This window comes from Nonlabens sp. Asnod3-A02 (genome assembly GCF_045063755.1).
GTDB lineage: Bacteria > Bacteroidota > Bacteroidia > Flavobacteriales > Flavobacteriaceae > Nonlabens > Nonlabens xylanidelens.
Genome location: NZ_JBEFOC010000008.1, coordinates 103,323 through 127,567, shown reverse-complemented (window position 1 = coordinate 127,567; position 24,245 = coordinate 103,323). Strand labels below are relative to the sequence as shown.

Sequence of the window (24,245 nt, the reverse complement as noted above, 5' to 3'; positions counted from 1 at the left end):
ATATCGTTAATCTCCAATATTTTACCCTAAAATCCCATTCTGTTTTTTATAGAAAGCATCGGCTTGTTTTTGCATGAGTTCTCTTGCTATTTTCTTTTTGTAAGCATAGAGTTCGTCTTCATTTGCGATGTCTTTATAGACTCTGTTATTTAATTCTTTATCAGTTTGTGTAAGTACGGTTTGCTGTTGCTTTTGTTGTGTTACCCATGATATAACGAGATCTTCTCGCTCTGCATATTTGTAATCATATTCTCCTCTAGGCGATAATAACTTAGCAATTATTGGAGATGTTTCTATGGCTAGAAACAGTAAGAAGATGAAAAATGATGTGATAAAAGGCAATTTATTTAAGGCTTCAATACGCGCCATAAGTCCGTCAAAATTTTCTATAATGGGTTGCGATGCGGCCAGCTGTAAAGTTTCTTTAGTGTTTAAGTCGGCTAGTTGTAATTCTATGGCCGCTATTTTATCGGCATTTAAAGCTTTTAGTTCTTTAAGTTCTGCTAGTGCGGCGTCGTGTTTTTCTCGTTTCTCCTTGTAAACTGGTCCTTTTCCTAGTTTGTTAGTTCCAGATGTTCCTTCGGCTTCTGTAATATACGTGGAGTACAAGGCTTCTACTTCGGCTTCTTTTGTGGTGATTTCAGATTTTAATTCTTGTATCGCTTTCGCGAAAGCGGACTCCTCAACAGCAAATAAACTAGCAACCTGCTCTTGATTATTTAAGGTCATCGCGTTTTTCTCTTCCAGAAGAACCTGATCGATTTCTTTCTCAAATATTTTTAATTCAAGAGGTTTTGAAATCACAACAGCAATAATAAGTGCTAAAACAATACGAGGTGCCGCCTGCCATAATTCATTGATTTTGCGATCACTTTTCTTAAGTGTAGAAACAATGTAACGATCCAGATTAAAGATCAATAAGCCCCAAACCAATCCAAAAGCACCGGCTATCCAGTAACTATCAAAAACGGTAAATAGCGCATAACTGGCTGCAAAAAATGCCATAAGTGCGGTAAAGAAAACCGTTGCGCCTATACCGGCATACTTATTACGCTCGCCAGCGCTGCACTGGTCCAGTAACTCAGCATCAGCACCACTACAAAAGATGAAAAAAGATTGCATAAAAAAACGTTTATAAAAGGGTTGTCTTTTATAAACGCTTGAAATTGTGGATTGTTACAGTTTAGAAACGAAAACTTTAACTGAAATTAAGTTTATTCGCTAGGTTGGGAAATGATAAACTGCTTAGAATTTTTATCAGGATCAATGGTTTCAAATAATAACGAATACATATTATTCAAAGTCTCTTCTGACATTTCAATATGATTATTAGTTGAATAACTAAATGTATGCTCATTACCGTTTTGGGTAGAGATACTAAAAGGAACGTTGTTATATTTCTTAATTAACGATTTTACTTCTTGTAAATCTGCTTTTTTACCATCTATTTCAAATTTCACAGGCTCTTGTTGACGTGATGCAGACAATAGAAAAGTCTTTCTTGTAGAATAATCTTTTGATAGCTGTGCTGGTTTTTCTGGACTATCTACAATCCCTGCTTTCAAATGCTTCTCTACGTCTTTCCAAGAATTACTCTTTGCACCAACTCTTTGATCCTTAGAAAACATCTTCAAACTATTCACTCCATTGACTGGCATGATTTGCACGCCTTTATTACCATTTTTTTTGATAAACTCTTTGGCTTTTTCTGCTGTAACCTTTTGATCGTCTATGTAATAGTTCATATTATCACCAGAGTTTTTTATATAATCCATAGGATTTGCAGGTGGCGGTGGCGGCGGTAAATCTTTTTGATCTAGATATTCTACGGTTTTATCCTTCACATCTATCTTATTTCCCCAGCGATCATAAAAAGCCTTGTCATTATCTTTAATGGTGTAATAATGAATTCTACCATCTACTTTTATATATCCGTGATCTTCAGACGGAGAAGCTGGCGGCGGCGGTGGAGGAATATCTCCTGGAGTCATATCATTATCCCAATATAAATAAGGCCATGGTTCATTTTCTGCTTTTTGCTGGTCACTCATAGAATTAAAAATAAGTTGCATGCGTTTTGTGTCTTCTTTAAACACTACTACGTGGCCTTTTTCTTCTATAAATTTTTGATGCTTTTTTGCTTGAAAATTATATTCCTCAATATCTTTAGAAGTTACATTTTCAAGAACTTCAATGATCTCTATCTCTTCATCTGTTCTTCTTATTTCATAACCTTGACTTTCAAAATCTTGAAGCTCATCCAAGGAGTTATAAATATCTATTTGATCACCATTGATCTTATAGTAATGAGGTTCTCCGTTTATGACGATTTTACCTTCAGGATCGTTAGGATCTACTATAATGTACTTTTTGTTTGAATCGTCTTCTACGATTACAATTTCTTCGATTTCTTGAAATTCGGTTTCTTCCTTACCACAACTTATAATAAGTAAGGCAAGAATAGGTATAAGCGCTAGACCTCTTAAGACTAGACTCGTATTTGATGTATGTGTTTTCATGATGTTAAATCTTTTTTTGATGATAGGAAATGTAAACGTGTTTGCCATCGCCTGTTGGTAGCTAGTGGTAGCATGTTTTAATAAAACCTCTTGATAGGATACCGTAGAGATTCCTTGGTTTAAAACAGCGCTGTCTGCAAGGAATTCATGATTCAGCTTTATGGAATACCTGATGATGTATAACAATGGGTTGAACCATAGAACGACTAAAAGCAACTCAATAAATAGTATGTCTAGTGAGTGCTTTTGATCTAAATGCGCTTTTTCATGTTCTAGAATAACCGTGGGTAAGTTGTTGGATTCATGGTCTTTCTTTGAAATAAAAATGCGCTTGAGAAATGAATGCGGTATAGTCAGTTGATTGCGCAAAATTAGCTGATAGGCTTTGTAAGAACTGATCTCATCTTCTTGTTGGATTCTAAAAGAGCTCAAATTCTTGCCAAAACGCCACAGCATAATTGCAACACCTATAATGTAAATACCACTGAATACATAAAACCAATTGATCTCAAAACTAGGCTGATCTACCATAGTTTCTGTTAGTACTAGAGGACTATAATTTACAAATGGAATTTCTTCCATAGGTATAATTACAGTTTTGACAACTATAAAAGGTATGATCAACGATATGATAAGTGCACCTATCAAATAGAACCTTTTAAAAGTATTCCATGAAGTATTTTCTATTAAAAGCTTGTAAGCTAACCATAAAGTAAACAAGCAAGCTGTAGAGTTGATTAAGAAATGTTCCATAACTACTTATCTTTTATTTGTTGATCGATAATTTTTCTAAGTTCTTCTAACTCGTTTTTAGTCAAGTCAGTTTCCTTAGTAAAGAACGAGGCAAATTGTGAAGCGCTATCATTAAAGAAATTCTTGATCAACCCATTTACATGTTTAGAGAAATAGTCACTTTTCTTAACCAGTGGTTTATACTGACGGCTTTTACCAAATAGTTCATAGCCTACAAAGCCTTTGTCTGTCATACGTTTTAAAAGAGTAGCAATAGTTGTGGTTGCTGGTTTAGGCTCTTCATATTCTTCTAACAGTTCTTTCATAAAAGCTTTTTCTAGCTTCCATAAATGACTCATAAGATCTTCTTCGGTTTTTGATAATTTCATTTTCTCAATAATTTATTAGAATCCAACTCTACAAATGTAGAACAATATTTTAATTCTACAAGTGTAGAGTATTTAATTTTATATTGATTGCAGTTTTAGTATGGTAAAAATGGCTTAGCTTTTTATTAAATGTATTTCTTTTTAATCGGTCTGAGAGCCATAGATGTAGGGTGTTTGTTAGAATCTTGTACCTATTTATGATCACATATGTGAATTAAAAAGTTCCGCTTTCGCGAAAGCGGAATTATTAAAACAGCTTTTAGCCGTATTATTTGTGTATTAAATCGACAAAGTGAGTTAAAAACATGAGTAAAAACGTTAAAATTCTAAAATTTATTTTAAAATAAAGGTGAATATTAACTACTGTTAATTTATTTGAAGAGTTGTTTTTTATTATCTCTCTAATTTTGTAACACAAAGACGACTATATGAAATCAGCTATTACATTTATCATATTATTTGCTACCGGAATAGTTTTCTCACAGGTAGGGATTAATACTAATTTACCAGACCCTAGTGCTATGTTAGATATCTCATCTGACGATAAAGGACTTTTAGTGCCTAGAATGACCACGGCCGAAAGATTATTAATAACCGCGCCGGCAGATGGTTTAATGGTGTACGATACAGACTTACAGGATTTTAAATACTATCGTAGTGGCGAGTGGAATTATATAGGCAGGTCGCAAATAAGAGAAAACTATAAACTAGTAAAAGATATTTCAGATTTATCTGACGAGTTGATCGCAGGGTCTGGCTCTCAGTATTTATTAAATACAGATTTCTTATATGAAATTAATGGAAGTGTGACATTTGACTTTCCGATTAATTTAAACGGTGCGTATGTGGAAGGTGTAGATTCTGGAGAAGATGTTATTATAAACGCTAGTGGTGCGGCTTTTTTTCAGGGAACGTCTGGTGGTAGTTTAAGGAATTTAACTGTTTCTGGTAATGGGAATCCTGTTTTTGATCTTACTGGTTCAGGGTCAGAGCTATTAGTTAGTAACAATACCATTTACGTAGGAGCGAGTTCTATAGGTACCCTAGATTCTTTAGGTACTGTGTTTTTTAGTATTGCGCAATTTGTAGGTAATACAGATGGTCTTGTAGTTTCTAATATGACAACTTTTTTAATGAGTAATGTATTTTGGACAGCATCAAATACAGGGACGTTTATTACTTTTTCTGGTACGTTCAATAATTTACAAATGAGTAGTGGTAGAATAGAGTCAGATGCTGGTGAGATAGGTGTGGATGTAAGTGCAAATCCTACTATTAATAACGATGCAACACTGTCTCAATTAAGTTTTGTTGGCACAGGTATGCACGTGAATCCTTATACAGTTGGTACTTATACAGGTTTTAATTTTACAAAACACTGGAATGTTAATTGTTCTGGACTTCCTGTAGAAACAGATCAAGTTTCTGTAGCCGATATTAATTTTAATTTTACTGCTGGTGGTGGTGCTGGGACCACCTTTGGTAGTGTGAGTAATGGTACTCCTATAAAATTAGCCGGTGCAACGACATCTAATAATTTATTTAGATTCTCTAGTTCTGGTAATAATAGGGTAGTTTATGAAGGGAAGAAAAAACGTTTTTTTAATGTTTCTTCTAGTGTCTCCTTTGAAGGAAGTACGCCAGGAGATCGTTATATCTTTTATATAGCTCGTGGACGTGCTGGAGATCCAACACCTACGGTTATAGACGCTACAGGTGTGTGGAAAGTAGTAAATAATGCTGCTTCTGTGCCTCCTTCTACAACGGTGCGCGATATTAGTGCCGTCCCTATTGTGGGTGTATTTGATCTCGAGCCTAACGATTATATTGAGGTATGGGTAGAGCGTTTTAGTGGTACTGGGCAAATATTTACCGTGGCGTTAAATCTAGCAATCAATTAAATTATATATCGCTTTCGCGAAAGCGTAAAATGAAAAAATCCCATTCTATAGAGAATGGGATTTTTTGTTTACCAGTAAGTAACTATATCTATTTACTCATCTCAGTAAAGTGTTTATAGAAATGAGGTATGGTTTCTATACCTTTAAGATAGTTCCATACACCAAAATGCTCATTAGGTGAGTGAATTGCATCGCTGTCTAGTCCAAAGCCCATTAAAATAGATTTAGAGTTTAGCTCTTTCTCAAATAAGGCAACAATTGGTATAGAGCCACCACTACGTTGTGGTATAGGTGTTTTACCGAATGTATCTTCATATGCTGCACTTGCTGCTTTATATCCTAAAGAGTCAATAGGTGTTACATAAGCAGTACCACCGTGATGTGGGTTTACTTTAACCTTTACACCAGCTGGTGCAATGCTCTCAAAATGTTTTTTGAAAAGGTCAGTAATTTCATGCCAGTCTTGATCTGGTACTAAACGCATAGAGATTTTTGCATAGGCTTTGCTAGCAATAACAGTTTTTGCTCCTTCACCAGTATATCCACCCCAAATACCGTTTACATCTAGTGTAGGTCGTATGCTGTTGCGCTCATTAGTGGTATATCCTTTCTCACCATGTTCTTGTGCGATGTCTAAGGCTTTATTGTAAGCTTCTTGAGAGAATGGAGCTTTAGCCATTTCAGCACGCTCTTCGGCGCTTAATTCTTCTACTTTGTCATAGAATCCAGGAATGGTGATGTGGTTATCCTCATCTTGTAATTGTGAGATCATATCACAAAGAATGTTGATAGGGTTTGCAACGGCACCTCCATAAAGTCCAGAGTGTAGATCGCGATTGGGACCTGTAACCTCTACTTCTACATAACTTAAACCACGAAGTCCAGTGGTTATACTAGGTACGTCTTTTGCTATCATACCAGTATCAGATATAAGGATTACATCGTTAGCTAGTTTTTCACGATTGCGTTCTAAGAACCATCCTAGTGACTCACTACCTACTTCTTCTTCACCTTCTATCATGAATTTCACATTACAAGGTAAGTCGTTATTTGCGGTCATGTATTCCATGGCCTTAACGTGCATGTACATTTGTCCTTTATCATCGCATGCTCCACGAGCAAAAATAGCACCTTCTGGGTGTAGGTCTGTTTTTTTAATTATAGGCTCAAATGGTGGGCTGTCCCATAGATTGATAGGATCTGGCGGTTGCACGTCGTAATGACCGTAGACTAATACCGTAGGAAGGTTAGGATCTATGATTTTTTCTCCATAAACGATAGGGTAACCAGGGGTTTCACAAATTTCTACTTTGTCACAACCTGCTTCTAGAAGAGAGTTTTTTATAACCTCACTAGTCTTAATTACATCATCTTTATAAGCTGGGTCTGCACTGATAGATGGGATTTTGAGTAATTCTACAAGCTCGTTTATAAAACGATCTTTGTTTTTCTCAACGTATGATTTAGTGTTCATTTCAATTGTGTTTGATGTAAAGATAAGAAAGGTTGAAAATTTTTCTAATAAAGAATTTGTAATTGTCGAAAAGAGTGTATATTTGCCGTCCCAAATAGGGACACCAGTAAGCGGATGTGATGGAACTGGTAGACATGCTAGACTTAGGATCTAGTGCTTCACGGCGTGCAGGTTCGATTCCTGTCATCCGCACAAAGGAAAAGCTCTTCATTTATGAAGAGCTTTTTTGATTTATAGTTATTTGTAAAATATTTAATTAGTGTTGTTGTGTTTTGAATTTCAATAATTTATCGGTAGCGTGTGTTTTACTTTGATTTAAAAATTGGGCATAAAAAAAACCGCTATAAAGCGGTTTTTAAAATATGAATGACCAGTTTTTAGTTACCGTTCATTTTATCTTTTAAGCTGTTAGTAGCTTTGTCAGTTGCGTCTTTAGCCTTAGCAGCAGCATCGTCTACCGCTTTTCCAGCTTTGTCCATACCTTCTTGTGCAGCTCCTTTTACAGTTTCTCCAGCTTCATTAACACCTTCTTTTACTGCTTCCATTCCGTTGTTAGCTCCTTCTTTAACAGCATCGATACCGTCATTTGCAGCTCCTTTTACAGATTCTCCAGCTTCGTTTACGCCTTCTTTTACTGAATCTAATCCGTCAGCGGCAGCATCTTTCATGTCTCCTGCAGCGTCTTTCATAGAATCACCAGCTTCTTCCATTCCAGCTTTTGCGTCATCCATTCCTTTTTCTACTTCTCTACAGCTTACTGTGAAGATTAATCCTAAAGCTACTGCTCCTAAAAATACTTTTTTCATGGTTATGTTGTTTTAATTGTACGCAAATTTACATATTTATAGAACTTCTAAAATTTTGTTTTTATAATTATACAAATAGTCGTTTAAAAGCTGTTTTAACAGTTTAAATGCGTTATAATTACTTGTTTATGGTCGGTTAATTACGTCCTAGCAGTTTTCTTAATCGTATATAGATAAACTGGTTGGTCTTAACTCTATAAAGAGATAGTGCGCAAACAGTGGCAACAAATATGATTGCACCGGCGCCAGCCTGGTATGGATTGAGGTTTTTACCTATGATTTGATGTAGGCCTACACCTGTTAGGCTTCCATAAATAATTACAAAGTGTATGACGTATATGGATAGTGTTTTTTGACCTATTTTAAGTATCAACGATTGTTTGATGTATTTTTCAAAACAGTAAAATATTCCCAATAGAATAAGTACGTTACCTAGCCTAGTGAAGAGATAGTTATAATAAGCGACTTTTTCAAATAGATTTATATCGGACTGAAGGTAGATCCAATTAAAAAATTTAGAAGAATACCATATAAGAGTTGTTCCTATTATTAATAAGCTTGTGACTAATATGGTTTTAAATTTATTTTTTTCTAAAAAGCCGTAGAATAAAGTAGCAATGAAAGCGCCATATGTCATATAGCCAAACCATGGAATGATTGTGAATACAGAGCCATTTGTTTTAGTAAAATAATTTGCAATAAATAATGGTAGGTGTGAGGTGTCTAGAGATCTGTACAAGGGCTCGCAAAGAAATACCGTTGTCCCGATACTAATCATGACTAGTGAGAATACTGCAGACTTTTTAAAAGTAGCTAGATATATAAGTATGGTGAGTAGTATAGAAAGTCCTATACATTGTAGTACGTCTACAATTAAAAAGTAATCTTTAAACACACCTTGTATCCAGTCAAAAACAGGAGCTCTTAATGCGTAGCCTATTGCTATAAGCATCGCGCCTCTTATAGCGCCTTTTTTAATACGGATGTTACTGGTTCCATTCTTCTTTGACTTCATCAATAAGTATGTAAAGATGATTCCAGAGATGGTGAAAAAAGTAGGTGCTGTAATGCCTCTGAAATATTTCCAGATTTGAAAAGCTAGATTATCCTCGTCTCTGTATTCTACAGCAAGTAATGTATCTACAAAGTGACCTTGTAGCATCATTATGATAGCAAAGGCTCTAACGGCATCAATGAAAAATAAACGATTGGCTTTCAAGGGAGGTTGATTGGTATTACAAAACTACGGTATTATTTCGATTGGAGGTGTTTGTAGGAAAAAGGAAAGGATTTAAATATTGAATAGAATGCTTAAAATCTTAAACTTCTATAAAACAAAAAAGCCTCTCCGTTTGGAAAAGCTTCTCAAAAAGTAATCTATGATTACCTTCAAAGTCCTCAATTGTATCTGAGGACACACAACTTGAATTGCATACTAAAAAAGTATTGCGGTCTGGACGGGATTCGAACCCGCGACCCCATGCGTGACAGGCATGTATTCTAACCAGCTGAACTACCAGACCGTGTTCTAAAGAACGTTGCTAACTCGTTTCCTGCGTTAGCGGTTGCAAATATACGACTGTTTTGTAAACTGGCAACACTTTTTTAAAAATAATTTCAAATTAATTTAATTGTAGCGATAGTTTTGAGAGGTTAATTAGGTTTATATTAGTTTAACTGTCTTGTATTCAGTGTTTAAAAAGTATGTAGCCATAAAGAAAAAAATAATTTAATTATTCTAAAAAAATATATATTGATCGCTGTATTGATATTAAAGAATGATGTAAATAATTATCTTTGAATTATGATAAAACTTTTTGCAACAGACATAGATGGTACTTTATTAAATGATAAAAGATATCTATCAGATAGAACAATTGCTTCTCTTGAGAAACTAGACATGCCCAAAATCCTTATTTCGGCAAGAATGCCACAGGCTATGGTTTACCTTCAAGAGGCTTTGGGTATAGTGAAATCTCCTATGATATGTTATAACGGTGCCCTTGTGTTACATGAAGAAGAGGTGTTATATGAGTTGAGTATTCCTTTTAATGAAATAAAAGCGTTGTCTGAAATAGCTCAAGAGAACGGACTTCATGTATCTCTTTATAGAAAAGAGGAGTGGTTTGTGCCTTCTATGGATAAATGGTCTGAGAGAGAAATTCATAATACTAGAGTGCAGCCTACTGTGCAGGATGTTTCTGTTACTTTGGATTATTTAGAAAAGACCCAAGATAAAGGTGGTGCGCACAAGATTATGTTTATGGGTGATAGAGATGCTATTGATTCCGCTTTCGCGAAAGCGGAACAGAAAATAGGTCCTAGTGTACGACTTTATAGATCTAAAAGTACTTATATCGAAATCACGCCTAGTGGAACATCTAAAGAAGTAGCTCTAAGAAAGCTGTTGGATTTTAGATTTTCTGATATAGGAATGGAAAATGTTGTTGCTTTTGGTGATAATTACAACGACGAAGATATGCTAGGTGCTGTAGGTTATGGTGTAGCAGTAGAGAATGCAAGAGATGTGGTTAAAAAGGCGGCAAAATATTCTACAGTACATCATGCAGAGGATGGTGTTGCTCTTTGGTTAGAACAAAACGCATAAAAAAAAGGCAGCCCTAATAATTAGGAACTGCCTTCTTTATGAGTGATTAGGTTATTATTCTATAACCATAATGTCTTGTGTATCTAATCCTACAGCGTTCATAACTGCGTCATAGTTGTTTATATCTAAGTCTGAGCTAAAAAGTCCGACAGGAATTCTGACGATTCTAAATATTTGATTAGAGAGGTGTTCAGTACTTAGTTGGTTTAAATCTGTTGAGGCTGGAGAATTAATAAAAATTCTTGTATCAGTAGTTGTAGCATCGTAATTATATTGAAATTCACCAAAGTCAGTATAAAGTACTTGTGGTAATAATTCCCATACATCTCCAGCGTTTTCATCTACTTCAAAAAGCCTATATACTAATGTCATATCGTTTTCAAACTGGTCAATATTATTAGGTGTTTGGATCACTACTTCATAATCAGGAGCAGTAAAGTTAACTGGTCGTGTTTCAAAAGACTGTGCGATAGTATCAGTGTCTGTGTCAATAAAATCGTCGTTACTGTTGCACGATGTTAATGTAATAGCGAGAGCAAAAAGAATAGTGATGTATTTCATAATAAGTAGTTTATATTTTTAGTTTTCAATAAGTGTGCCTAAATTTAGAACATGAAAAACTATTTACTTATTTTGTTATTATTAATCTTTGTTAAAATGCATGGACAGCTTGCTGCTGCAGATAGCTTACTATCGATAGGAGATTATAAGAATGCTATCGAGATTTATAAAACTACCGATGATAGTTATTTTAAACTTGCGAGAGCTTACAGCCAGTTAGGTGACGTGCATAGCGCTCTATCTAGTTATCAAGAAGGTTTTAAGAAGGATAGTTTAAGTGTACAGCCTAGATTTGAGTACGCTCGTCTTGCTTTAGGAAATAATGATCCTGCTACTGCTTTTGATGTTCTAGATAAATTAATAGTTGAATTTCCTGAGAATGCTACATACCGTTATTATATGGGTAAGACTTATGTAGGTTTGGGCAGGGAAGATGATGCTGTGTCTTCTTTCGCGAAAGCGGTATCATTAAATATTTCTTACAGAGCGGCTAGAATAGAGTTAGTAAAAATTCTTATTAAAAAAAGGATGTTTAATAATGCTATTCTTAATGCAAAAAAGGGTCTTGCTTTATATGAGAACGATTTGAAACTAAATAGTCTTATTGCTCAAGCTTATCTAGGTGCAAAAAGATATGATATGGCGATTAAGCATTTTGAGTTGCTTTTTAAATTAGGATATGATACCGATTATAACCGTAAGAATCTTGCGTGGTCTTATCTTAATGACAGTCAGTGGCAGAGAGCTGTGGATAATTATAAAATATATAACGAGGTTTATGAAGATGGTAATTCTCTTATATACTTTAATATGTCTAGAGCTTATTTAAAACTAGGTGAATTAGATCTAGCACAGCAATGTATAGAAAGTTCTATTGCTTTTAAAACACCAGAATTACATCAAGAATTCTTGCAACTTGCAACTATTTATGTGAAGAAAGGAGATTATAAAAATGCGTTTTATGCTACTAAAACAGCTAAGAAAGAGAAGCCTGAAAATGATTTTATAGGTTATCAATATGTTCTAGCTGCTGATCAATTCTATGCAGATAAAGCTAAGAAGTTAGAGTTTTATGAGGAATTTATAAGTCAGTATCCTAATAGTTCTTTTATGGAATATGTAGAGGCGCGTAGTAAGGATTTACGTAAAGAGATCTTTCTAGCTGCCAAAAAATAGAAAGGTTGTAAATTAGCTCTATGAATAAAGGGTGTTTTGTTTTAATGATACTTTTCTTAAGTGTTGGTGTTTCTTGTTTATCTGAGGAGGACAAAGAGGAGCGAGCGCTGGATATGGCTAGAAAAGAAATGCAAAATATCGATATGGATTATGTAGATCGTTACCCTGTATTTGATGATTGTGATGAGATGCTTACTACGTCAGATTGTTTTTATGAGACATTATGTAATGTTATAGATCAAAAATTGAGAGAAGATTACATCGCTATACAACTGGAACAAAGAGATAGTGTCTATGCCTCTATAAGCGTTGATAATAAGGGTGTGATAGAGTATGATAGTATTTTTAAATGCGCTCGGTCTATTAATAAGGAGCGACTCGATTCTATACTAAAAGATCGATTAACTGATTTTCCAATTATAAAGAGCGCTGTAAAACGATCGATACCAGTATCTACTACTTATAGATTACCTATTGTTTTTATTCCTGTGGATTCTCTAGGGAATTAACTTTCCTGCCTTGCCATTTTGGTTTTAATAGGCTTTTTAACGCAATTAAAATTACTATAAATGGATATATGGTAAAGTTAATTATGGCAACTTTCCATTTTACATTTTTAAATATTTGATCTCCTATCGATAGAGTAATGAAATCCGTAAACGCCTTTGTAAGAACTAGAGCTAGAAATGTCTTGCTTGAAATTAATGAAAAATGCCATAATATAGGGCTAGAAATAAATAATAAGCTCATGGTTAAAACCTGAAAGCTTACTAGTTTATTGAGCAGGCTTTTAGTTTCACTGCCCTTTTGAGCCCAGCGTGCACGTTGGGCTATCATGTCTGCTATGTTGTTTTTAGGTTGTGTATTTACAGTTGCGTTTTTAGATTTAAGGTAATGGCATTTTGTAACATCTTTACTAGCTAGTTTTTCTAATAAGAAAATATCGTCACCACTAGATATATGATCATTGCCGTGATATCCATTTACGTCATTAAAGGCCTTTTTAGTAAAACTCATATTTGCGCCGTTGCACATAAAGGGTTTATCAAAAGCAAAACCACCTATAGTGACTAATTGCAAGGCTATCATTTCTTGATGTTGGAGGCTAGAAAGTAAGTTGTGCCCTTCTTGTATTTGAACCGGTGCTGCGATAAAATGAGCGTTTTTATGCTGTTGATATTTTGCGTTATAGCTAGAAATCCATCTAGAACGTAAAATACAATCAGCGTCAGTTGTAATAATATGTTTGTTTTTAGCTTGTTTTATGGCTTGAGTAATTCCATCTTTTTTTGCGCTGGCAGACTTTGGTATTCTTTCTAGTAATAAAATAGTTAGTTTAGGATGGTTGTTTTTAAAAGAGTTTAAAATATGAATGCTTTGATCTGTAGAGCTATCGTTAATAAAAATCCACTGTAATAGACTGTAGTCATATTCTTGATTTCGTATTGATTCAAGTAATGCTGGTAGGTTGTTTTCTTCATTGCGGTAATTAATGATCACGGTGAATGGTAGTGGGGTACCGTCTGTAATAGCTTTTGTTTCTGGGTAGGTTAAGCCTTCTTTAGAAAGCAATAGAATAATCAGAACGTAGCCTATCATGACTGTAGAGAATAGCCAGATCATTCTTCAACAGTTTTTAGTTTTTGAAAAGGTAATAACAAGCAGCCTAGAACTGTAGGTACGATGGAGTTAGTAAACCAGATAAGGGTTGTAATTATAATTGTAGTTTCTGAGTTATGGAAAGTTTCGGTAAAAACGTATGCGGCGACGGTCCATTTTACAGCTATATCAAACAATTGAAATACGGGAATGATAGAAACGGCTAGGTAAAAGATAGTAATGTTTCTAATTATTATTAAAAGGGAAGAGTCGTTATCTAGAAGCGCTAGTATTATTAACCAATTGCTTGAAAAAATAAGATATCTTAATAAAGAATAAGATAATATAGACCACCACTTTGTGTTATCCATAGATCCTGAATCCCATTTTTTAAGTATCCATAGAGTTAGTATAACTGCAAGCAAGCAAAGTAGTGTAACTGTAAATAAAAGTAAGAATACCGATTCTATGATTAGGTTTTTTTGCAGATAGAATAGTATCCCTGTAATCCCTAAAATGGTAGTGATTATCATTTGCGACGTGTTGCCAGCTAGTATTCTTGATAATATGCTTTTGCGTAGAGACTTGTTGAAATATAAGGACTTGACAGCAAACTCTCCTGTTCTAAAAGGAGTTATAAAGCTGGCTGCTTGCGCGGTGAGGTTTTGAGTTACGCTTTCGCGAAAGCGTAACAAATAAAGGTCATTTATTAAGTATTGCCATTTTTTACTTTCTACCATCCAGCTAAGTATGCTTATTGCGATCATTAATGGTAATGTGTAAAACGGTAAATTTTTAATGGTAGACCAAATAATGTCTGTGTTTATAGAGCGATCTTGCCATTGTGAATAAAGTGCATATGTGCAAATTACAACAATGATGAATTTGATCAATGGAGCGAGGAATTGCTTAGATTTGTGAAGCGCGAGAAACATGTGCGAAAAATACAACAATTGGCAACAGAAAAAATTATTCTAGGTGTAGATCCTGGTACTGCAATCATGGGTTTTGGTATCATAAAGGTAAAAGGCAATTCCATGAGTTTTATCCAGATGAATGAACTGGATATGAGGAAAATAAAAGATCCGTACGTGAAGTTGCGTCGTATATTTGAGCGTACTATTGAGTTAATAGACACTTATAATCCAGATGAAATGGCTCTAGAGGCACCGTTTTTTGGTAAAAATGTACAGTCTATGCTCAAGTTAGGTCGCGCTCAAGGTGTGGCGATGGCAGCAGGATTATCTAGAGATATACCAGTTTTTGAGTATGCGCCACTTAAAATTAAACAAGCGATTACTGGAAAAGGAAGCGCTAGTAAAGAACAAGTGGCAAAGATGTTGCAGAGTCTTTTAGGGATTAAAGAATTGCCTAAAAATCTCGATATGACCGACGGACTTGCTGCTGCTGTATGTCATTTTTATAACAGTGGCCGTATCGAAGTAGGTAAGAACTACAGCGGTTGGGCATCGTTTGTAAAACAAAATGAAAAGAGAATTAAAAAATAAGTTATGAGACGTGTTTTAAGTTTAGTGATATTCACCTTTTTCGTTACCTATTCTACTATTGCTACTGGGCAAGAAAAGGAAGTTGTGCAAAAAGATATTCCTGAATTATTAGAGACTTATAATAAAATGACTGTCCCATATTTAAGTGTGCAAAATCTGAAAACAGATTATGATCAGTATGTAATTTTAGATACTCGTAAAAAGAAAGAGTATGAGGTCAGTCACCTGCCAGGAGCCATATGGGTAGGTGAGAAGTACTCCAGTAAAAGGATGCCAGAGTTAGCCAAAGATGTGAAAATAGTAGTTTATTGTAGCGTGGGAATACGCTCTGAAGGCTTTGGAGAGAAGATGCTTAAAGATGGTTATACAGATGTTAATAATCTTTACGGCAGTATATTCTCGTGGAAAGACGCCGGTTATGAAGTTCTAGATTTAAATAATACTCCTACAGATAATGTACATGTATATAGCAAAGTGTGGGGTAGATTTTTAAAATCAGGAGTTAAGGTTTTTTGATCATTATTTCAGCCACTTTACTTTGTATAGTTGACTAGTAGTAAGCGCTTCGTCTTCTCCTAGTTTTATGTTAGTTGCTTCAGAAGATAGGTAGTACGTTTCTTTATTACTATCACTGTGGATTGATATAATTCCTTCTATCTGTGCGCCACCTTCTATTAAAAGCTCTTCTTTTTTTGCGAACTCAAATTTGCCGTTTTGATAATTTATTCTGTACACAAATGGAATTAAGTTGCTATTATAGCCGCATACGGTTACGGTATTAGATCCATTATAAGTAGCTCCAGTAACTAGACCTTTAATATTGTAGGATGTAATGTTTTGAGCAGTTTGACGTTGTTTATTTTTATCTATTTTATAGATAATTGTCGTTTGATCCTTCCAGTCTTTGGAGAACACATAAAGATTTTCTTCTACCGCGACTATTGATTCAGCGTCATAAGGGTGATTTTGCTCGCCTCTCTCAAATGATTTTTGATCAGGGTAATTGATGTTTAACCGAGTTACTGTAGCGTTTTCATTTTGTAAATCAGTTAATGCAATTTTAAATATCGTTAAGTCTTTGCGGTCGCCATAGTTATTTCCTAAATCTGCTATGTAGAGGTACTCGTCATCCTTTGTTACATCTTCCCAATCGATAGCTGTCATGTGCTTGTATGTTTTATGATAGAGAAGGTTTCCTAGAGTGTCTAAAAAGTATAATGTGGGCGTGTCACCGCTATCGTTATGAGTAATGATCTGATTTTGATAATATTCTAGACCAGATGTTTCTGTGATTATTTGCGCTAAGTCTGTTACATGGTTGGTGGTTATTCTTTGAGGCTTATCGTGTGGGTTTGACTCTTGTTGTACTGTTTTGCAAGAGTGTATTGATAGTGCTATTAAAATAATCAGGACCAGTTGTTTCATTCTATAAAGTTCGTAAAAGTTAATTGAAGCAACGATTAATAAAAGTATTTTAACTGTTTCGCTTTCGCGAAAGCGGAATTTAAAACAAAAAAAATCCGATTCAGTTTAAAACCAAATCGGATTAATTATTATAGTAATAAAGCTTAATTAAGCGATAGATACTCTTTTGAAACCTACAACATCAGCACCTTTAGACTCTACAAACTTAGCAACAGTTTGCTTATCGTCCATGATGAAGTCTTGGTCTAATAACGCTTGCTCTTTATCAAGAGAAGTGTTGTCAGCAACAAAACGCTCTAATTTTCCAGGTATGATTCTATCCCATATAGCTTCTGGCTTTCCTTCAGCTTTAAGTTCAGCTTCATAAGTAGCTTTTGCAGTTGCAAGAGCTTCGTCGGTTAACTGAGATCTAGAGATAAATAATGGAATGTTTAAAAGGTTTTTACCTAAACGTCCACGCTCGATATTATCTTTTTCGATAGCAGCGATACGAGAAGCAGTTTCTGCTTGTACATATTCTGCGTCAAAATCTTTGTAAGATAAAGTAGTAGCACCCATAGAAGCTACTTGCATAGAAACAGATTTTGCAACCTCTGCTGCGTGATCACTACCAGTAGAAAGACCAGTTAAAGCACCGATTTTATTACCATGTACATAACCACCTACAAATGGAGCTTCAAAAGCTTCAAAACCACCTATTTCAATTTTCTCACCGATAACACCAGTTTGCTCAATAAGTTTTTCTTCTACAGTCATGCTGTCATCAAATTTAGAAGCAAGAACTTCTTCTTTTGAGTTACAGTTATGAGCTACAGCAGCAATCTTATTTGCTAACTCTACGTAAGTGTCGTTTTTTGCAACAAAGTCAGTCTCACAGTTAAGAGATAAAAGAATACCTCTAGTGTTACCTTCATTAATATTTGCAACAACAACTCCTTCAGAAGAATCACGGTCAGCACGCTTTGCAGCTACTTTTTGACCTTTTTTTCTAAGGATCTCAATTGCTTGATCAAAATCACCTTCAGCTTCAACAAGGGCCTTTTTACAGTCCATCATTCCAGCTCCGGTTGTTTTTCTTAGTTTTCCTACTTCAGCAGCAGATATTTTAGCCATTTTGATAAGTTTTATACTAGTTAACTAGCGTTATAAGTTTATTCTTCTTCGTCTTTTGCAGGAGCAGCAACTTTAGCTTCTTCAGCTTTTGGAGCTTTCTTTTCTGCTTTTGCAGCTTCTTTAGCTTTATCTTCAGCGTTCTTTTCAGACTTGCGATCTTCAAGACCAGCTTTGATAGCACCAGTAACTTCTTTAATGATAATGTCAATAGATTTTGAAGCATCATCGTTAGAAGGAATTACGTAATCGATATCACGTGGGTTTGCGTTAGTATCAACCATTGCAAAAATAGGAATACCTAATTTTAAAGCTTCTTTAACTGCGATGTGCTCACGTACAGTATCTACAACAAAAAGTGCAGCTGGCATACGAGTCATGTCAGTAATAGAACCTAAGTTCTTTTCTAGCTTTGCACGCATACGGTCTACTTGAAGACGTTCTTTTTTAGAAAGAGTTTCATAACGACCATCTTTCTTCATACGGTCTACAAGAGCCATTTTCTTAACAGCTTTACGGATAGTTACAAAGTTTGTAAGCATTCCACCAGGCCATCTTTCAGTGATGTACGGCATGTTAGCTTCACCAGCATATTGTGCAACGATATCTTTTGCTTGCTTCTTAGTAGCAACAAAAAGAACCTTACGACCAGATGCAGCTATCTTACGTAGCGCTTCTGTAGCTTCGTTTAACTTTGCAGTAGTTTTATAAAGATTGATAATATGGATCCCGTTACGTTCCATATAAATGTATGGAGCCATGTTAGGGTCCCATTTACGAGTAAGGTGACCGAAGTGGACACCTGCGTCAAGTAATGACTTGACATCTGAAGTATTTGCCATAATAAATAGTTTACGTTCTGTCGATAGCAATAAAAAAGTGGTCATAAGCAATGCTTAATCGCCTTCATTATTTAGATGCTAAACTGAGCTCTGGCGGCAACCAGGCGTGACAGCAAATTAATATAAATAAAAAAAGAACAAATCCCGTTTAATTGTGAAATTAAACGGGAGTAATAATAATGTATTAACGCTTTGAGAATTGGAATTTCTTTCTCGCTTTCTTTTGACCGAATTTCTTACGTTCAACCATTCTAGGATCACGTGTCATAAGACCTTCTGGTTTCAATGCTAGACGATTTTCTTCATCTATCTCTACAAGAGCTCTTGAAATTGCAAGACGAATTGCCTCAGCTTGTCCAGTGATACCACCACCTGTTACAGTAGCTTTTACATCGTATGTGTCAGTTGTTTCAGTTAAAGTAAAAGGTTGTTTTACTTTGTATTGTAACATTCCTGTTGTGAAATAGTCAGAAAGTTCTTTTCTGTTAATTGTTACGTCACCTTTACCTTCTGAAAGGTAAACACGAGCAACGGCAGTTTTTCTTCTACCAATTTTGTGTAATGTTTCCATATTACTTTACCTCGTTAAGATTAATGGTTTTAGGTTGTTGTGCTTCATGTCCATGCTCAGAACCAGAATACACTTTTAGGTTGCGATAAATAGCGCTTCCTAATTTGTTTTTAGGTAACATACCTTTTACTGCGTGCTCTACAACACGTGCTGGATCTTTTTCAAAAAGCTCAGTTGCAGTAAGACTACGCTGTCCACCTGGGTAGCCAGTGTGTCTGATATATGTTTTCTCGCTCCACTTGTTACCGCTTAGCGATACCTTGTCGGCGTTTATTATGATTACGTTATCACCACAGTCTACGTGTGGAGTAAAATTAGTCTTGTATTTTCCTCTCAAAAACTTTGCAGCTATTGAAGACATACGACCTAGTGGCTGTTCAGCAGCGTCTATCAGTACCCATTCTTTGTTTACTGTTGCGCTGTTTGCTGAAACCGTTTTGTAACTTAAAGTATTCACCTTGAAATAGTTTTAATTCTGTGTATGATTTTACTAACTAAAATCGGGCTGCAAATGTAATCTTTTAATTCCGATTACCAAGCGCCTTTTTTTAATTTTATTATAAAATTCTAAACTAAGAATATTTTTTGCAATAATATGACTTTGTTTTAGTTATGCGTCGTTTTTAATTCGATTCTTTTTTAATTTTTTACTTTTTAACAAAGATGTTGATTTATGCTTGATTTGTGATTGTATCTAATAACTACTTGATTCATAGTTATTAGGTAACTTTGCTTTATATTTAGATAAATTTTGATATTATGAAAAATGTTTTCTTTTTATGTATACTTATCTTATCGTTAAGTGGTTGTGAAAGTGATGACGCTGCTAGGTCTTCTTTAAACTCTACTGTCGCTGGTGATTACATTCTTACTTCCCTTATTTCTAATATCCCTGTAGATTTTAATGGAGATGGTGTCAGTAATGTAGAGCTGTTACTAGAGGCGTCTTGTTTTTCTTCTATGGATGTGTCATTCTTAATAAATGGTGACTTTACAAGTACTGTTGCTGAGCCGTCTTTTGATAGTAATAATAATTTGAGTTGTCCACTAAGTTTACAGTCTGGTAATTACTCGTTAGATACAAATAGTGTCCTTACTGTAATAGCAAATGTAAATGGTGGTACTATTACAGACAGTAAACAAGTGATTTTTACGCCTACTACTTTTGAATTTACAGTTACTGGTGCTGAAATGGATCGTTATATCAGTGGTCGTAATTCTACACCTGCTGCTGGTGTTACTAGTTTAGTGGCGGTTTATACAAAGAATTAATAGTGATAACAGTATATTTTAAAAGCCACAATTTCAAGTTTATATGAAATTGTGGCTTTTTAAATGTTGGTATATAGTGTGAACTATTCTTGTACTGTCACGCCTTTCCAGAAAGCTACGTAACCTTCTATTTCTTTTGCTGCATGTTTTGCTTCAGGATAATACCATGCGGCATCTTTGTTCTCACTGCCATTTACTTCTAAGGTGTGATAACTTGCTATACCTTTCCATGGGCAATTAGATTGTGTATTACTAGGTTTAAAGAATTCTTTCTTTATACTGTTTGCAGGAAAGTAATGGTTGTTCTCAATTACTTTTGTTTCATTACTTTCTGCAATGATTTGATTGTTCCAAATGGCTTTCATATTAGTTTTTTTTAAATAAGTAGTTTTTGAACAGTTTTTTATTGTCTTCAAATATCTGAGTTATTTTAAGTCCAGATTGATTTGCTAACCATTCTACTATTTGGTCGTCATATTTTTGAGAAATTTCAGTATGAATGGTTTCCCATTTATTGAAACTTACTTTTAGATCTAATTTTTTAATATGAACGTCACATGCTTCGGTGGCTAAAAGATAGCTCTTAGCTGTTCCTGTTTCTGGGTCATACGCTTCCCAATGTTCGAATTGGTCTACGTTAAAATCTGCTTGCATTTCTTTATTTAATCGGTGTAATAAATTGCGATTAAATTCTTGTGTAACGCCAGTAGTATCAGCATAGGCATTTTGAATGGTTAGCGGATCTTTTTTCTGATCAAACCCCATAAATAAAACATCTTCTGGAGACATTATTTCCTGAATTTGTTTTAAGAAATTGATTGCCTCGTCATGAGATAGGTTACCTATGTTGGATCCTAAAACTATAATGGCTTTAGGTCTCTGATTGTATTTTGCTAACTCTTTAAGAACGTTGAAGTAAGTTCCTTGTTCTCCTTGCACGTCCATATTAGGCCATGTGCCTTTAATACTACTTGCTAGATCGTCTATAGCATGTTGGCTTATGTCTATCGGTATGTAAGTGAAGTTAGTGCCGTTTTCATGCAGCTCTTTAAGGAGTACTTTGGTTTTTTTACCGTCTCCAGCACCTAATTCTATGAGGTCAAATCCTTTGTTGTTTTCAAAAAGCATTCTTAAGTCTGCTTTATACTGATCAACTATATTGTACTCTGCATTAGTTAAATAATATTCTGGTAAGGCCATGATTTGCTGAAACAGCTCATCTCCTCGATCGTCATAAATATATTTTGAACTCAAAAACTTAGGGAAAGTTTTTAGTCCTTCTGTTACGTGTTGTTCAAATTCCAGTTGGAATGATTCTTTTTTTGTCATAATGATTTTGCAAGACGCAAGCTTGTAAATTGCCATCTAAGTGGCGCGTGAAAAAAGTTTCTATAAGTAGGTCTAGCATGGTTTGCTGGTGTAGCGATAGAGCTACCTCGCAATACCTTTTGGTTGACCATAAATTTACCATTGTACTCTCCTAGAGCGCCATCTGGTTTTTTATAATTAGGGTAGGGTAGGTAGGCACTTTCTGTCCATTCCCATCTATTACCATGATTAAAGTGTGATTGTGCAGCTTCCCATTCAAATTCTGTCGGTAGTCTCATGCCTTTCCATTGAGCAAAGGCAAATGCTTCGTAATAAGAAATGTGAGTTACAGCTGCGTCTGGATTTATAGTAGTGTTACCTTCTAATAAATAATTATTCCATTGTCCATTATTGTTATGCCAGTACATAGGTGCTGTAATTGAGTTTTTCTTTACCCAATCCCATCCTTCAGTATGCCAAAGCATAACTTCAGAATAGCCGCCGCTATTAATAAATTCTATCCATTCTCTATTTGTTACCAAAGTAGTGCAAATTGAAAACGGCTCTAAAAACACTCGGTGTCTAGGTAATTCATTGTCATAGCAAAACTCCTCAGAGTCGTGTCCTATGTTGTAAATACCTGATTCGATTTTGATAAATTCTTTCTTCTCAGTCTCAATTAATTGCTCATTTGAGAAATCTTTATATTTAGGTTGTAATGGATTGTTACCTAGTATATATTTAATATCTGTAAGTAGTAGTTCTTGATGCTGTTTTTCATGATGTATACCTATCTCGAGAATAGGAGCAAACTCTTCATTAAAATGATTTTCAATTAGCTCTATCATGTTAGACGTCACATGATGTCTGTACTCATAAATTTCTCTGACACTAGGTCTAGAAAGATTACCGCGATCCGTACGTACGACTCTTTTTCCTATACTCTCATAATAGCTGTTAAACACATAGGCATAGCTATCGTGATACCTTTTGTAATTAGGTAAGTAAGGATCTAATAAAAATTCTTCAAAAAACCAGGTAGTATGACCTAGGTGCCATTTAGGTGGCGATACATCAACAATAGGTTGCACAACATAATCTTCCGTTTGTAACGGTTCACATATGTGTTCAGAATCTGATCTCGTTTCTTTAAAAAGAGAAAGAATTTTGTTTTTAGGAATCATCTTCTCAAATTTATGGTGTTTTTTCTTTAAGTCTATTGTTCTCATAGACTTTTATGAAATTGTTGTGTTTTTTTATTGTTCGCTTTCGCGAAAGCGTTAACAAAAGTTAAACAACTAGCAGGTTTTCTATTCTACCTTAAGTATACTGTTGATGGGTATAGTGACTCCTTTTTTAAGAATAATTGATTTTTGGGTAAGTCCCCATATGGTTGTGTTGATCATTAAAAGATTGTTTAAAGAGTCTTTGAACGTGATGAATACCTTGTTTTTGTACAAGTTGCCTAATTGCATGCCGCGATAAAGCTCATGAAATCTTAATTTCTGTTCATTTTTATCTTCTAAGACATCTGCAGTGTCAAATTTTACTAAGTAAAGAAGTTCTTTTTGTGTGCGGTAAACTTGAGATGGATATTTATGCATAGTCTATTTTTTTTATAGTGAGATAATAGTATAGGTGTGTGGTCCTATCGCTTATCGCTAATTAAAAAATAAGATATCACAAAAAGAAAACGTAAAGATCAATTTTAGATATCATTTGAGTTTATGACATACATTTTATAAAAAGACATCGTGTTAATAAGGGCAGTCGCAAATACTTTAATTCCAGCCTTGGTTATTCTTGCGGTAATTAATTTGAGGGGTTTTGTCTTTAGTAAGATAGCCTACCAGCCATATGATCAATACTATTAACACGGCTAGAAATAGTACTATGATAACTAGAATAACTACTTTAGGAGTGATGCGGTTTGCGCGTTCATCTGCTGCCTGTAGACGTAACTGTTCATAACGATATTCTTGTTCTATTCGTTTTTTATCGCGTTGTTTTGCCTGTTCTTCTTTCTCAACTGCGCGATAGTAACTTTTAGGACTTACAGGAGCGTAGTTTCTAGCTTTGGCATCTGCCAGGTTTATTGAAATGGGTTCTCCTTTTTGTTTATAGTATAATGGGTATATAGTGAATAATCCGTTTTCAGGAAACTCTGCTATGTTAGTATAGTGTTTCTGTCTATAAATAATTTTATGAGTATCTGGATCGCGCATCTCTATCATGTGATAGGTAATGTTCTTTTGGTTTTTCCATTCTAAAATTACTTTGCCAGTGTTATGAGATTCTTTTATGGTAAGGTCGTATAGGTATAATGCATCAGTAGGTTTATACTGCGTGGTGTCTATAGCGTGATAGTTTGCATATGGATCTTCAATGGCAGTGGAAACACCGCAAGAGATTATGAATAAAAATGCAATAATTAATCTCATAAG

26 protein-coding genes and 2 tRNA genes are annotated in these 24,245 nt (G+C 34.9%); 8 read left to right on the top strand and 20 right to left on the bottom strand.

Annotation, left to right across the window (positions count from 1 at the left end):
* Positions 1-21 precede the first annotated feature (21 nt).
* The 3 genes from ACJJVN_RS10575 to ACJJVN_RS10565 all read right to left on the bottom strand — a co-directional run bounded on the left by ACJJVN_RS10575 (position 22) and on the right by ACJJVN_RS10565 (position 3,640).
* Positions 22-1,122: a DUF4407 domain-containing protein gene (locus tag ACJJVN_RS10575; protein ID WP_405378058.1), complete on the bottom strand. Its 1,101-nt coding sequence runs from the start codon at positions 1,120-1,122 to the stop codon at positions 22-24.
* A gap of 92 nt (positions 1,123-1,214) precedes the next feature.
* Positions 1,215-3,272 carry a M56 family metallopeptidase gene (locus tag ACJJVN_RS10570; RefSeq protein ID WP_405378057.1) on the bottom strand — a complete coding sequence of 686 codons (2,058 nt, stop codon included), beginning with the start codon at positions 3,270-3,272 and terminating at the stop codon, positions 1,215-1,217.
* A 2-nt stretch (positions 3,273-3,274) separates the two neighbouring features.
* On the bottom strand, positions 3,275-3,640 hold the full coding sequence (locus tag ACJJVN_RS10565) for a BlaI/MecI/CopY family transcriptional regulator (protein WP_104513872.1): 366 nt from the start codon (positions 3,638-3,640) through the stop codon (positions 3,275-3,277).
* A 428-nt stretch (positions 3,641-4,068) separates the two neighbouring features.
* Between ACJJVN_RS10565 and ACJJVN_RS10560 the strand changes: the two genes are divergently transcribed.
* Positions 4,069-5,541, top strand: a complete 1,473-nt coding sequence (locus ACJJVN_RS10560) for a cell wall anchor protein (protein ID WP_405378056.1) — start codon at positions 4,069-4,071, stop codon at positions 5,539-5,541.
* 88 nt (positions 5,542-5,629) lie between these two features.
* On the opposite strand, the gene ACJJVN_RS10555 is transcribed toward ACJJVN_RS10560, so the two are convergent.
* Positions 5,630-7,015 (bottom strand): dipeptidase, encoded by a 1,386-nt coding sequence (locus ACJJVN_RS10555; protein ID WP_405378055.1) that lies wholly within the window; start codon positions 7,013-7,015, stop codon positions 5,630-5,632.
* A 110-nt stretch (positions 7,016-7,125) separates the two neighbouring features.
* Between ACJJVN_RS10555 and ACJJVN_RS10550 the strand changes: the two genes are divergently transcribed.
* Positions 7,126-7,207 (top strand) — tRNA-Leu (locus ACJJVN_RS10550).
* A gap of 185 nt (positions 7,208-7,392) precedes the next feature.
* Here the strand turns inward: ACJJVN_RS10550 and ACJJVN_RS10545 are convergent.
* From ACJJVN_RS10545 to ACJJVN_RS10535, 3 genes are all read right to left on the bottom strand, one after another.
* Positions 7,393-7,821, bottom strand: a complete 429-nt coding sequence (locus ACJJVN_RS10545) for a hypothetical protein (RefSeq protein ID WP_405370559.1) — start codon at positions 7,819-7,821, stop codon at positions 7,393-7,395.
* Positions 7,822-7,957: 136 nt separating this feature from the next.
* Positions 7,958-9,040, bottom strand: coding sequence for a heparan-alpha-glucosaminide N-acetyltransferase domain-containing protein (locus ACJJVN_RS10540; RefSeq protein WP_405378054.1), 1,083 nt, complete (start codon positions 9,038-9,040; stop codon positions 7,958-7,960).
* Positions 9,041-9,270: 230 nt separating this feature from the next.
* A tRNA-Asp gene (locus ACJJVN_RS10535) sits at positions 9,271-9,344 on the bottom strand.
* A gap of 281 nt (positions 9,345-9,625) precedes the next feature.
* Here ACJJVN_RS10535 and ACJJVN_RS10530 point away from each other — a divergent pair.
* A complete protein-coding gene (locus tag ACJJVN_RS10530; protein ID WP_104513867.1) occupies positions 9,626-10,429 on the top strand; it encodes a Cof-type HAD-IIB family hydrolase in 804 nt (267 codons plus the stop codon).
* A 54-nt stretch (positions 10,430-10,483) separates the two neighbouring features.
* On the opposite strand, the gene ACJJVN_RS10525 is transcribed toward ACJJVN_RS10530, so the two are convergent.
* On the bottom strand, positions 10,484-10,990 hold the full coding sequence (locus tag ACJJVN_RS10525; RefSeq protein ID WP_405378053.1) for a dihydrolipoamide dehydrogenase: 507 nt from the start codon (positions 10,988-10,990) through the stop codon (positions 10,484-10,486).
* Positions 10,991-11,041: 51 nt separating this feature from the next.
* Between ACJJVN_RS10525 and ACJJVN_RS10520 the strand changes: the two genes are divergently transcribed.
* Together ACJJVN_RS10520 and ACJJVN_RS10515 are read left to right on the top strand one after the other, a co-directional pair.
* Positions 11,042-12,166, top strand: a complete 1,125-nt coding sequence (locus tag ACJJVN_RS10520) for a tetratricopeptide repeat protein (RefSeq protein WP_405378052.1) — start codon at positions 11,042-11,044, stop codon at positions 12,164-12,166.
* Between the two features lie 20 nt (positions 12,167-12,186).
* Positions 12,187-12,675 (top strand): hypothetical protein, encoded by a 489-nt coding sequence (locus ACJJVN_RS10515; protein ID WP_405378051.1) that lies wholly within the window; start codon positions 12,187-12,189, stop codon positions 12,673-12,675.
* Here the strand turns inward: ACJJVN_RS10515 and ACJJVN_RS10510 are convergent.
* Together ACJJVN_RS10510 and ACJJVN_RS10505 are read right to left on the bottom strand one after the other, a co-directional pair.
* A complete protein-coding gene (locus ACJJVN_RS10510) occupies positions 12,647-13,789 on the bottom strand; it encodes a glycosyltransferase (RefSeq protein WP_405378050.1) in 1,143 nt (380 codons plus the stop codon). The two genes, ACJJVN_RS10515 and ACJJVN_RS10510, sit on opposite strands and share 29 nt — an antisense overlap.
* Positions 13,786-14,700 (bottom strand): lysylphosphatidylglycerol synthase domain-containing protein, encoded by a 915-nt coding sequence (locus tag ACJJVN_RS10505; protein WP_405378049.1) that lies wholly within the window; start codon positions 14,698-14,700, stop codon positions 13,786-13,788. Before ACJJVN_RS10505 ends, ACJJVN_RS10510 begins: the two co-directional genes overlap by 4 nt.
* A gap of 18 nt (positions 14,701-14,718) precedes the next feature.
* Here ACJJVN_RS10505 and ruvC point away from each other — a divergent pair, with 18 nt between their 5' ends.
* Both ruvC and ACJJVN_RS10495 read left to right on the top strand, forming a co-directional pair.
* Positions 14,719-15,273, top strand: a complete 555-nt coding sequence (ruvC, locus tag ACJJVN_RS10500; RefSeq protein WP_405370572.1) for a crossover junction endodeoxyribonuclease RuvC — start codon at positions 14,719-14,721, stop codon at positions 15,271-15,273.
* A 3-nt stretch (positions 15,274-15,276) separates the two neighbouring features.
* A complete protein-coding gene (locus ACJJVN_RS10495) occupies positions 15,277-15,789 on the top strand; it encodes a rhodanese-like domain-containing protein (RefSeq protein ID WP_405378048.1) in 513 nt (170 codons plus the stop codon).
* Between the two features lie 3 nt (positions 15,790-15,792).
* Here ACJJVN_RS10495 and ACJJVN_RS10490 read toward each other — a convergent pair whose 3' ends face one another.
* From ACJJVN_RS10490 to rplM, 5 genes are all read right to left on the bottom strand, one after another.
* Positions 15,793-16,698: a hypothetical protein gene (locus tag ACJJVN_RS10490; protein WP_405378047.1), complete on the bottom strand. Its 906-nt coding sequence runs from the start codon at positions 16,696-16,698 to the stop codon at positions 15,793-15,795.
* Between the two features lie 147 nt (positions 16,699-16,845).
* Positions 16,846-17,811 (bottom strand): translation elongation factor Ts, encoded by a 966-nt coding sequence (tsf, locus tag ACJJVN_RS10485; RefSeq protein WP_405370578.1) that lies wholly within the window; start codon positions 17,809-17,811, stop codon positions 16,846-16,848.
* Positions 17,812-17,849: 38 nt separating this feature from the next.
* Positions 17,850-18,650 carry a 30S ribosomal protein S2 gene (gene rpsB / locus ACJJVN_RS10480; protein WP_104513859.1) on the bottom strand — a complete coding sequence of 267 codons (801 nt, stop codon included), beginning with the start codon at positions 18,648-18,650 and terminating at the stop codon, positions 17,850-17,852.
* A gap of 184 nt (positions 18,651-18,834) precedes the next feature.
* Positions 18,835-19,221: a 30S ribosomal protein S9 gene (gene rpsI, locus ACJJVN_RS10475; protein ID WP_104513858.1), complete on the bottom strand. Its 387-nt coding sequence runs from the start codon at positions 19,219-19,221 to the stop codon at positions 18,835-18,837.
* Between the two features lies 1 nt (position 19,222).
* Positions 19,223-19,678, bottom strand: a complete 456-nt coding sequence (gene rplM, locus ACJJVN_RS10470) for a 50S ribosomal protein L13 (RefSeq protein ID WP_104513857.1) — start codon at positions 19,676-19,678, stop codon at positions 19,223-19,225.
* Positions 19,679-19,980: 302 nt separating this feature from the next.
* On the opposite strand from rplM, the gene ACJJVN_RS10465 reads away from it, so the two are divergent.
* Positions 19,981-20,493, top strand: coding sequence for a hypothetical protein (locus ACJJVN_RS10465; protein WP_104513856.1), 513 nt, complete (start codon positions 19,981-19,983; stop codon positions 20,491-20,493).
* Between the two features lie 83 nt (positions 20,494-20,576).
* Here ACJJVN_RS10465 and ACJJVN_RS10460 read toward each other — a convergent pair whose 3' ends face one another.
* From ACJJVN_RS10460 to ACJJVN_RS10440, 5 genes are all read right to left on the bottom strand, one after another.
* Positions 20,577-20,858 carry a DUF427 domain-containing protein gene (locus tag ACJJVN_RS10460; RefSeq protein ID WP_104513855.1) on the bottom strand — a complete coding sequence of 94 codons (282 nt, stop codon included), beginning with the start codon at positions 20,856-20,858 and terminating at the stop codon, positions 20,577-20,579.
* Between the two features lies 1 nt (position 20,859).
* Positions 20,860-21,822: an L-histidine N(alpha)-methyltransferase gene (locus ACJJVN_RS10455; protein WP_405378046.1), complete on the bottom strand. Its 963-nt coding sequence runs from the start codon at positions 21,820-21,822 to the stop codon at positions 20,860-20,862.
* The gene (gene egtB / locus ACJJVN_RS10450) at positions 21,819-22,985 is read right to left on the bottom strand and encodes an ergothioneine biosynthesis protein EgtB (protein WP_405371257.1); all 1,167 of its coding nucleotides are present in this window, start codon (positions 22,983-22,985) and stop codon (positions 21,819-21,821) included. Before egtB ends, ACJJVN_RS10455 begins: the two co-directional genes overlap by 4 nt.
* Positions 22,986-23,111: 126 nt before the next feature.
* Positions 23,112-23,405 carry a hypothetical protein gene (locus tag ACJJVN_RS10445; RefSeq protein WP_104513852.1) on the bottom strand — a complete coding sequence of 98 codons (294 nt, stop codon included), beginning with the start codon at positions 23,403-23,405 and terminating at the stop codon, positions 23,112-23,114.
* Positions 23,406-23,582: 177 nt separating this feature from the next.
* On the bottom strand, positions 23,583-24,242 hold the full coding sequence (locus ACJJVN_RS10440; protein ID WP_405378045.1) for a hypothetical protein: 660 nt from the start codon (positions 24,240-24,242) through the stop codon (positions 23,583-23,585).
* Positions 24,243-24,245: the final 3 nt, after the last annotated feature.

Bases quoted from the DNA above. Each gene is read 5' to 3' on its own strand.
- ACJJVN_RS10575 (WP_405378058.1), bottom strand. From the start codon at position 1,122: ATGCAATCTTTTTTCATCTTTTGTAGTGGTGCTGATGCTGAGTTACTG.
- ACJJVN_RS10570 (WP_405378057.1), bottom strand. From the start codon at position 3,272: ATGGAACATTTCTTAATCAACTCTACAGCTTGCTTGTTTACTTTATGG.
- ACJJVN_RS10565 (WP_104513872.1), bottom strand. From the start codon at position 3,640: ATGAAATTATCAAAAACCGAAGAAGATCTTATGAGTCATTTATGGAAG.
- ACJJVN_RS10560 (WP_405378056.1), top strand. From the start codon at position 4,069: ATGAAATCAGCTATTACATTTATCATATTATTTGCTACCGGAATAGTT.
- ACJJVN_RS10555 (WP_405378055.1), bottom strand. From the start codon at position 7,015: ATGAACACTAAATCATACGTTGAGAAAAACAAAGATCGTTTTATAAAC.
- ACJJVN_RS10545 (WP_405370559.1), bottom strand. From the start codon at position 7,821: ATGAAAAAAGTATTTTTAGGAGCAGTAGCTTTAGGATTAATCTTCACA.
- ACJJVN_RS10530 (WP_104513867.1), top strand. From the start codon at position 9,626: ATGATAAAACTTTTTGCAACAGACATAGATGGTACTTTATTAAATGAT.
- ACJJVN_RS10525 (WP_405378053.1), bottom strand. From the start codon at position 10,990: ATGAAATACATCACTATTCTTTTTGCTCTCGCTATTACATTAACATCG.
- ACJJVN_RS10520 (WP_405378052.1), top strand. From the start codon at position 11,042: ATGAAAAACTATTTACTTATTTTGTTATTATTAATCTTTGTTAAAATG.
- ACJJVN_RS10515 (WP_405378051.1), top strand. From the start codon at position 12,187: ATGAATAAAGGGTGTTTTGTTTTAATGATACTTTTCTTAAGTGTTGGT.
- ACJJVN_RS10510 (WP_405378050.1), bottom strand. From the start codon at position 13,789: ATGATCTGGCTATTCTCTACAGTCATGATAGGCTACGTTCTGATTATT.
- ACJJVN_RS10505 (WP_405378049.1), bottom strand. From the start codon at position 14,700: ATGTTTCTCGCGCTTCACAAATCTAAGCAATTCCTCGCTCCATTGATC.
- ACJJVN_RS10495 (WP_405378048.1), top strand. From the start codon at position 15,277: ATGAGACGTGTTTTAAGTTTAGTGATATTCACCTTTTTCGTTACCTAT.
- ACJJVN_RS10490 (WP_405378047.1), bottom strand. From the start codon at position 16,698: ATGAAACAACTGGTCCTGATTATTTTAATAGCACTATCAATACACTCT.
- tsf (WP_405370578.1), bottom strand. From the start codon at position 17,811: ATGGCTAAAATATCTGCTGCTGAAGTAGGAAAACTAAGAAAAACAACC.
- rpsB (WP_104513859.1), bottom strand. From the start codon at position 18,650: ATGGCAAATACTTCAGATGTCAAGTCATTACTTGACGCAGGTGTCCAC.
- rpsI (WP_104513858.1), bottom strand. From the start codon at position 19,221: ATGGAAACATTACACAAAATTGGTAGAAGAAAAACTGCCGTTGCTCGT.
- ACJJVN_RS10465 (WP_104513856.1), top strand. From the start codon at position 19,981: ATGAAAAATGTTTTCTTTTTATGTATACTTATCTTATCGTTAAGTGGT.
- ACJJVN_RS10460 (WP_104513855.1), bottom strand. From the start codon at position 20,858: ATGAAAGCCATTTGGAACAATCAAATCATTGCAGAAAGTAATGAAACA.
- ACJJVN_RS10455 (WP_405378046.1), bottom strand. From the start codon at position 21,822: ATGACAAAAAAAGAATCATTCCAACTGGAATTTGAACAACACGTAACA.
- egtB (WP_405371257.1), bottom strand. From the start codon at position 22,985: ATGATTCCTAAAAACAAAATTCTTTCTCTTTTTAAAGAAACGAGATCA.
- ACJJVN_RS10445 (WP_104513852.1), bottom strand. From the start codon at position 23,405: ATGCATAAATATCCATCTCAAGTTTACCGCACACAAAAAGAACTTCTT.
- ACJJVN_RS10440 (WP_405378045.1), bottom strand. From the start codon at position 24,242: ATGAGATTAATTATTGCATTTTTATTCATAATCTCTTGCGGTGTTTCC.